Origin of the sequence: Ochrobactrum sp. SFR4 (assembly GCF_019730395.1) — a bacterium.
Taxonomy (GTDB): Bacteria; Pseudomonadota; Alphaproteobacteria; order Rhizobiales; family Rhizobiaceae; genus Pseudochrobactrum.
The window spans coordinates 1-283 of record NZ_JAAPBB010000664.1; the positions used below are offsets into that span (position 1 = coordinate 1).

Below are 283 nucleotides of genomic sequence, written 5' to 3' on the forward strand. Positions count from 1 at the left end.
CGCGTAAAAACAAAAGCTAGAGCGGTTTCAGCATGTACTGAAACCGCTCTAAACGCAGCGATATCATGACGGATAAAGCGAATCTCTGCTTATCCGTATTCAGAAAGGCGACCATGACCTCCGGTATTCATCATGTGACTCTGATCACGCGCAATGTGCAGGCCAATATTGATTTTTATGCCGGTTTTCTGGGGTTGCGGCTGGTGAAACAAACCGGCGGCTATGAAGACGGCGAACAATTGCACCTGTTTTACGGCGATGCTGTCGGCTCTCCCGGCTCGCT

General features: G+C 50.2%; 1 protein-coding gene. It reads left to right on the forward strand.

What is annotated here, in order from left to right; genetic code table 11:
* Positions 1 to 113: 113 nt before the first annotated feature.
* The coding region (locus HBA93_RS20715) for a VOC family protein (RefSeq protein WP_221724526.1) at positions 114 to 283 on the forward strand (170 nt) is incomplete at its 3' end.